This window comes from Intestinibacter sp. (genome assembly GCF_051866655.1).
Classification (GTDB): domain Bacteria; phylum Bacillota; class Clostridia; order Peptostreptococcales; family Peptostreptococcaceae; genus Intestinibacter.
On sequence record NZ_JBJDXL010000023.1, the window covers coordinates 1 to 8,220 of the forward strand.

Below are 8,220 nucleotides of genomic sequence, written 5' to 3' on the forward strand. Positions count from 1 at the left end.
TTTTATCTCTTAATTTATACTCAGCCCCAAACCTATCTACAAAGCTTTTGTCTTTGTTTTGCTCTATTAGTTCAGATAACTCCTCCATTATTTTCATAACATCAAAATTACTCAATCTGAATATTTCCCTAGATTTATTAGATCCGTATTTCATTTGTAAATTTATATAGCTTCTATCTTTAATTTCAAACGACACACTAGAATCGTATAAATTATATTTTTTATCTTCTATATCCTCTGATTTGTATATTAAATCTACGATAGATTTTTCTCTATCAGTTGGATCTTTTATTTTCAAAACTTTACTTCTAAGATTTTCATATAACTCCTGTCTATTCTGATTTTTAGATAATTCAAGTAAAATATCGAGTCCACCCATTCTAACATTTTGATTAGACGATTTAAGCAGCCTATCTATACAAGCTTTTAGATATTCATCACTCGATTTTAAAATAAGTGAAGTCGCATTTGCTCTTATTTTACTTGTTTTTCTAGTGTATAATTTTTCTATTTTTTTATATTCGCCCTCAGTTAAATCTAATCTATCTAAAATATCAAATGCTTCTGTATAAGCACTATCATCTCTATCACCCATAAACGATATCACTGCATTTCTCTGACAGCTATTAACTGGATATCCTAGTAACGGCTTAAGTACTCTGTATCTACTGCAGGTATCTGTGTTTTTTATAAATTCAGAGCTTTGATCTATTAATTTTTCATCATCTATCATATAAATTAAATTGCATATTATATACGCTACCTTTGATTTTTCCAAACGTATTTTTTCATATGGAAATTCATCTGTAGAATAAACAATTTCTTTTTTATCAATGCACTCGTATATTTTTATAAAAATTTCGTAGTATTTTATAGCAGCTTGTTTATCTTTAAAAAATTGATTTAAAAAGCTCTTTCTCTTATCTGATATAATATCTTGATTTATGTCTTTATTGTCACAATAAAATTTATAATGCTCATAATTAAATTTAGAGAAATTTTGTTCAAAAAAATCTTTATAACAGGCAACTAATTTTAAATCTCGATTGTATTTTTTTAATACTTTTTTAGCAGCATCAAAAGAACGATTATCTTCAGAGTTCCTAGCAACTGAATTTAAGTAATAATACAAAGCTAATAGCTTATCCTGATTTCCTTCTTCTATAAAACCATCAATTTGCGAATACACATCTTGTATATTATAAAATCCAGTACTCCAAAGTCCTATAAAAAACTCTTCCTTATCTCGACTATTTAAAAGATTCATTTTATAATTTTTATCCTGCAACGATTTTGACATTTTATTTATCATTCTATGTGCAACCTTATACAAGCCATCGATGTTATACATATCTATCCACTGAAGAAAAGAGCTTCTGACTGAAGAAAATCTAATCAAATTATTTTTATCTATTATGTCTAAAAAATATACAAAAGCTTTATCCACACCACAATTCATATTTTGACATATCGAGCTAAGTGTATCCTCTTTGATTTTTTCAGCTTCGAGTAAATCTCCAAGAAGTTTATGCATTTTCTGATTGTCGCTTTTTATAATTCCTTTAATTATATCTTCGTTCATAGGATATACATTTTCTTTTCCAGAAATAATCTCGGATATAACATTTTCTACCTCTGTATCTCCAAAATCCAACCTAGCCTCTATTACATCTTCTAAAGCTACATTTCTTTTTACATATTCATACATATAATCGCTTATATTTAATTTGAGTATATCTACAAGAGAAGATTTTAAAAAAGAAAATTTAGAAACGTTATACATAACGCCAAAAATATCGCAAATTTTAAATGTGTAATCATCACGTCTAATACTCTTTATATTATATTTTCCTTTTCCCAACTGAAATCTATTCAATTTATCAATTAAATGTAAATAATCACCCTGCAAATCTGGTTCTATAAACACATCTAATATTATTTTATACTCACCTTTAAATACATCACTTGACTTTTTATATGTCCCATTTTTAAAATTAGTACTTATTTTGTGCTCTATCTCAAGAGTTGTCTCTCCTGTATACGAATACCTAGAGTATTTTAAATATATATCCTCACATATTTTTGCCATATCCTCTGGGATTTTTAAAATTTTATCTATTATACTTTTTTTAAATTCATTGGGTGTTGTTCTATCATTTAATAACTCCCCCATTTTATACCTCCTAAATTTACAGCGATAAAACTTTCGATTCTCTACATAAAACTTCATTTTTACATAAATCAAATATATTCGCAACCCTTATCTTATCTTCATTACATAAAGTATATATTCTTCCTTTAAAATCTACAATACCATTATCTATAAAAAATCCTAAAACATCGTGACTTTTTTCCTTTGTATTTGTATTTTTAATTTTGATAAAAACTAAATTTTTTAAAATAGGACCTGCAACAGGATTATTAATCAAATCCTTTATTTCCTTAAAATAGAATTCCTCCTTTTCTTCTATAGCTTTTTCCATTATTTTTTTTATTCTATTATATTGATCCTTTAATTTTTTTACTATCCTTATTAGTTCAATTATATAGTCTTCTTTTTTATATTTGCCTGGAACTGAGTTTAGTTCCTTACCATCTTTACTACATGCTATAAAGGCTTTTCCGCATTCATCTATAACAATTTTAACCTTTATTTCATCTATAGTGTATTCTTCTAAATATATTTTTATATTTTCAATTAATTTATTTTCCATATTCAAAGCAAGTCTTATAGGATCTTTATATCTACTATTAATGGCTAGACTTCTAAGAGCTATATCACAAGCAAATTCTTCACTGACTTTTCTTTTAACTTTAAATTGTTTGCTTTCTTTCAAAAATTTTTGTATAAACTCGTATCTTTGAAGTAAATCCTTATCATCCTTTAATGGAATCAATGCATATAAAATCAAAAGATCTTTATTTCTTCTTTCGCTTATCTTTTTTCTAATTTCATTTTTGTCTAATGTTCTAATCTTTTCAAAATTTACTGAAAATAGCATTTCCCCAACCCCTTTCTAATATTTTATAATCTAATTATAGTACATATGTTCGATATTTTCAATATTTAAATCGAATATATGTTCGATTTTTATATAAATAAAAGCATCTATAGTTCGAACTTTTATCAAACTTAGATGCTTTTATTATAATATTCGATTTTTTAAATTTATTCTTCGTTATTCATAGATGTGTTTTGGAAATAAATTCCTGAATACAATCTATTATACATAGGCGCAGTAGGCGCTAACCAAACTTTACCAGTTCCTGAAAATGAATTTAATAGCCCTTCTCCATTAATTGCAGAACCAAATAAACTTTTATCTGATTTTGTTACACTAAATGAAACCCCACTAGTTCTAGCTATTGCAAAGTTTCCATCTACTTTAAGCACTTCACCATTTGTTAAATCATATTCAACTATTTCACTTTCTGGAACATTTGATTCTAATACTACGATTCCAGTTCCGCTTAATTCCATTTGGAATATTCCCTCTCCACCTAATAATGCTGAAGAAATATTTTTTTGTGATACAGGTTTTATATTTATCTCTGCTGAGCAACAGAAAAATAATCCTTTGTCGACTATAATTGAATCGTTATCTAATTCCATCACTATATAATGTTTAAATGATGGTTCTAAGTATATTTCTCCAGTTCCTGTGTAAACGGGTTTTATCGCACTTTCATTTGTAAGAGCTCCCGATACTGCCTTTTTGAATAATCCAGTCGCACCACCAATGTTAGTTTTAGATTCTATATTTCCTTTATAATAATATAATGCTCCAGCTTCTGTTTTTATAGAGCTATTATTCAAAGTTATTTTTACTTGTTTTACCTTTAATCCTGTTTCTTTAGCAAAAAATATACTTTGTGCCATATTTACACTTTGCGCACCTTCTAATTTATCATAAGAAAGTATTTCAAATTCAGCATTATTATGGCTATATTTCCCCAATACACTCGTTTTTTTCTCTAAATCCATAAGTTTATCCTCCTTAGTTTACATCTTTATGATAACACAGGATTTACAATTTTGATTTATAAATTTTCTCCGCTCTTATCAGATTCAACTCAATTAAATTTGTTGAACAGCTCTTTGTTTATAAACCTTGCTTTCCTTTGCTGCCTTAATTCGCTCTGCTCTTTTCACCTTAGAATCTCCAACCCATTTAACTAATAAGAATAATCCGCACAAGAATACAAATAGGTAGAAGCTTATACCTCTGCTAAGTAGCATAGCTTCATTTAATACTGTCACAGGGAATAAAAGCTTATATAACATTAAAAATCCGCTTTCACTAGCTCCCACAGATCCTGGAAGTGGCAATGCTGAAACTGATATGAATAAAACAGCCTGTGCTCCTACAAATGTAAATATTGAGTACTCACTAAATCCAAATGAACAATATATCCAATAAGGTATACTGTGAAGTGCAAATATTTGTACACACTTTGTTATAAATGTTTTAAAAATTATGCCTTTATTTTTCACGATATACATAGAGCAATCCTTGTATTCATCTATTACAGATTCTACTTTTTCCTTTATCATATCGGCCTTTTTAAACTTGCAGAAATGTAAAAATCTTACTAATACATTTAGTATATTTCTAACTCCCTCACTGTAAAATAAAACTGATACTATAAGCATTAGCATAAATAAATTACATCCAACTCCAACTACAAATAATATCATAAGAGAATTGATATTTCCCAATAAAAGCGAACGTTGACTTATAAATCCAATTAATGCATACATAATTGTAACTGTTTGGAAGAATATAAATTCAACAAATAAGACTAATGTAGAATGTGAGATTTTAACGTCGTCCTTGTACATTTGATAAATTTGCATAGGTTGCCCGCCAGATGCAGATGGTGTAATTGAACTAAAGAAAAATCCATTTATTGAATAATTTACGCATTTTAATAAATTAGTTTTATATCCAAATACAGATAGATTTCTTCTAAAATTTATCGCCTCACACAATAAGAAAATACACATGCTCACAGCTGCAATAAGTAGATAAAATATATTTACCTCTGAAATAGTACTTATTACTGTTCTTAAATCCATATCTTTAAATACGAAATAAAATGTAAATACTATTAATATAAAAAATAACCCGCCATTTTTTAATATCTTTAAAAATAAATTTTTGTAATCCTTCATAGCTATCCACCCCCATCAATTCATTTGTTTCTTTCTATTCACGATTATATATATAAAATCATAAATTTTTCTTACTAAAAAGTTTAAGATTTTATGAAGATTTCTAATATTGTTCTATATATAATATATCACTTATACACACTATATAATCTTACAGTTAGCTTACAATTTTGTCACGCGATTTACATAAAATTAATATTAAGCTTCTAAAATGAATTTTTTATTAATTACTATTGTATTAATACTATAATACAATAGTACAAAGATCTTGTCAACAAAAAATAGCTATCTCGAAAATTTCAAAATAGCTATTTTTATCAATTTATTCTATTACACCTAAGTTTACAAACAATCTTTTAAAATTATCTACTGTTTTTTTACTTAAAGCGACTTCCTCCGCAATAACCTTATCGTGAAATTCCTTTGCTGCCATAGTTTTATTTGCCTCGTATCTTATAGAAAATTTATTTTTATCCTCCTCGCTTACAAGAGATTCTACAAATTCAGGATATCTAATTAGCTCTTTTTCATCAGGCTTTTTCTTACAATTTACGAAAAATACCTCTTCATTAAGTCTTAAGTTTAGACTCTCAATCAATTTATTACATTCAATAAAACCTGCCTTATCGTAATCAAGTATTACTTTGTAGTTGCATCCCCATCCAATCAATATAGATACAAGTGCGTTTACATTTCCAGCTCCTACTGATGGAATTATATAAGGTCTCTTTTCCTCATCTACATTTAAATATTCAAGCATAGCTGTCAAATACATGTAGTCTGTAATTCCCTCTGTGACTATGTTTAACTTGTCAAGTCGAGGTCCTAAATTGTATTTTATATCTGCTCCAATCGCCTTTAGAAGAGGTGTTAAAGTTTCTCTCTTTGATGCTGAATTAAACTTATTGTCATATGCGTTGTTAAATATATGAGTCACTCCGTTTTCGTCCTTTTCTACAGCCCTTACATTAATTATATTTTCTGTGTCTATCATGAAAGGCGAATGTGTCGTATAAAGCACCTGACTGCCATTATTGCATAAATTTTTAAGTAGCATAAGTAGCTCTCTTTGCGCATTTACATGTAGATATATCCCTGGCTCATCTAATAAGTAGACTATATTCTCGTCACCTAGATTTTTAGAAAGAAGGTCTATAAATATATTAAAAAACCATTTTAATCCATTACTTCTCTCAGTTATATAAGTTGTATGCTCGTTAGTCTTTACAAGTATTTTTAAATATTCATCGTTGAAATTTACTTTTATTTTTACGTTTTTATCTTCCTCGTAAAAATAATTAAACTTCTTTTGAATGTTGTACTTTACCTTTTCCTTGATGCTATTTCTGCATTTTGTCTTTTCATTTTCATCAGTAGATTCTATAGCATTTACAAATTCCTCTAGAGGAGCCTTTGTAACTAGCATAAATTTGTATAAAAGACCTTTTCTAGTTTTTATAGCCTCTTTGATTTCCTCTAGATTGTAAATACTTTGGAGCTCTTCTTCCTGCTTTCTATAATAAAATACTGGTAGCAGCTTATATTTTTTCTTAATTTTACTCTTTATAGTCTCTATATGTCTTATCAAGGTGTAGCACTCTTCATTGTATTGTCCATCCACTATATCCTTTTGTTGTGAAATCAAAACATCTAGTATTTCATTTAAATTCTTCTTGTATTTTATCCAAATCTTGCTATTAATTTGCCCAAGTCTGCTTAATTTATAGTCTAAACTATCTATAAATTCTCTTGTGGTACCTTCTTTATGGATATTAAAATAGTCTATCAAATTCTCATTTAAATAATGAATTGCATCGCTTAATTCCTTATCCATATTGAATAATATAGAAAATCCACCTTTAAACTCAATATCATCACTTGAATAAAAATTAAATTGAGTCTTTGAATCGTACTGATCTATAGAAAGTTTTCTACATTCTTCTTCTGTAAATTTAAGATCTACAGTTATAACTATATTTTTATTGGTATATCTATTTTTCTTGCTAAAAAATTCTTCATTGATATAGTGAGTAAAAGAAATACTGCCTAAGGCTTCTAAAATATTACTTTTACCTGAATCATTTTTTCCTATCAAAGCAGTTATATTATCTTCTAGAAATAAAATATTTCTTTCTTCTCCTAAAGATTTATAGTTGTTGATTACTACACTTTTAATCTTCATTTAAATCTCTCCCAACAAATTTTTTCTCCTTAATTAAATTATAATATCTATATTATTAAAAATACGAAAAAAAATCACAAATTATATAATTTTTTATAATTTGTGATTTTACTTTTTATTATGTTTAATTATTTATAGTTTCTAGATTAAAATCCTCTTCATTTTTGAATTCATCTTTATTTAAAACTCTATTTAATATAACACCCACTATCGCTGCTAAGCTAAGTCCTGTTAAGCTAGAAGTTTTAGATATTGGTATACCTATATTGATTCCAGCATAAGTGCTTAGATAAGAAGTTCCAAGACCTATTATCAGTACAGTCGCTATTATAACTACGTTTTTTGTATTATCCTTATAGCATTCGCTGTCTCTTATACTTTTAATACCTACATATGTTATCATTGAGAATAAATATATGCTTATACCTCCCATAACAGCCTGTGGTATACTTTGTAAAAATCCTCCAAATTTACCTATACAAGATAAAATTATTGCAAATACTGCTGTCAATTCCAACACTCTCGGATCGTAGTTTTTAGTTATAGCCAAAAGAGCTGTATTTTCACCGTAAGTAGTATTAGCTGGACCTCCTACAAATCCTGCAAATATTGTTGCAAGACCGTCCCCTAGTAGAGTTCTATTAAGACCCGGATCCTCTATAAAATTCTTTCCTACAACAGTTCCATTAGTAGTTATATCACCTATATGTTCCATAAATGTTGCAAGAACTACTGGAGCTATTATAAATATTGCATCCATGCTAAATTTAGGCAATCTAAAACTAGGAATTGCAAACCAACTAGCCCCGCTAGCTGCTGTTGTATCCACTAGATTAAGCGTAAAGCTCACTACTAGCCCTAT

The 8,220-nt window shown here is 27.8% G+C and carries 6 protein-coding genes; all 6 read right to left on the reverse strand.

All coding sequences use genetic code 11. The annotated features are described in order from the left end of the window. Positions 1–2,173 (reverse strand): DUF5724 domain-containing protein (locus tag ACI3VO_RS00655; RefSeq protein WP_439756056.1); only part of this gene is annotated, 2,173 nt, incomplete at its 3' end. A 16-nt stretch (positions 2,174–2,189) separates the two neighbouring features. Further along, the gene (locus ACI3VO_RS00660; protein WP_439756057.1) at positions 2,190–3,002 is read right to left on the reverse strand and encodes a DUF5724 domain-containing protein; all 813 of its coding nucleotides are present in this window, start codon (positions 3,000–3,002) and stop codon (positions 2,190–2,192) included. Between the two features lie 167 nt (positions 3,003–3,169). Then, positions 3,170–3,985, reverse strand: a complete 816-nt coding sequence (locus tag ACI3VO_RS00665; RefSeq protein WP_439756058.1) for an AIM24 family protein — start codon at positions 3,983–3,985, stop codon at positions 3,170–3,172. Positions 3,986–4,078: 93 nt separating this feature from the next. After that, on the reverse strand, positions 4,079–5,176 hold the full coding sequence (locus tag ACI3VO_RS00670) for a lysylphosphatidylglycerol synthase transmembrane domain-containing protein (protein ID WP_439756059.1): 1,098 nt from the start codon (positions 5,174–5,176) through the stop codon (positions 4,079–4,081). A 322-nt stretch (positions 5,177–5,498) separates the two neighbouring features. Next, positions 5,499–7,358, reverse strand: coding sequence for an ATP-dependent nuclease (locus tag ACI3VO_RS00675; protein ID WP_439756060.1), 1,860 nt, complete (start codon positions 7,356–7,358; stop codon positions 5,499–5,501). Between the two features lie 124 nt (positions 7,359–7,482). Then, positions 7,483–8,220 (reverse strand): uracil-xanthine permease family protein (locus ACI3VO_RS00680; protein WP_439756061.1); only part of this gene is annotated, 738 nt, incomplete at its 5' end.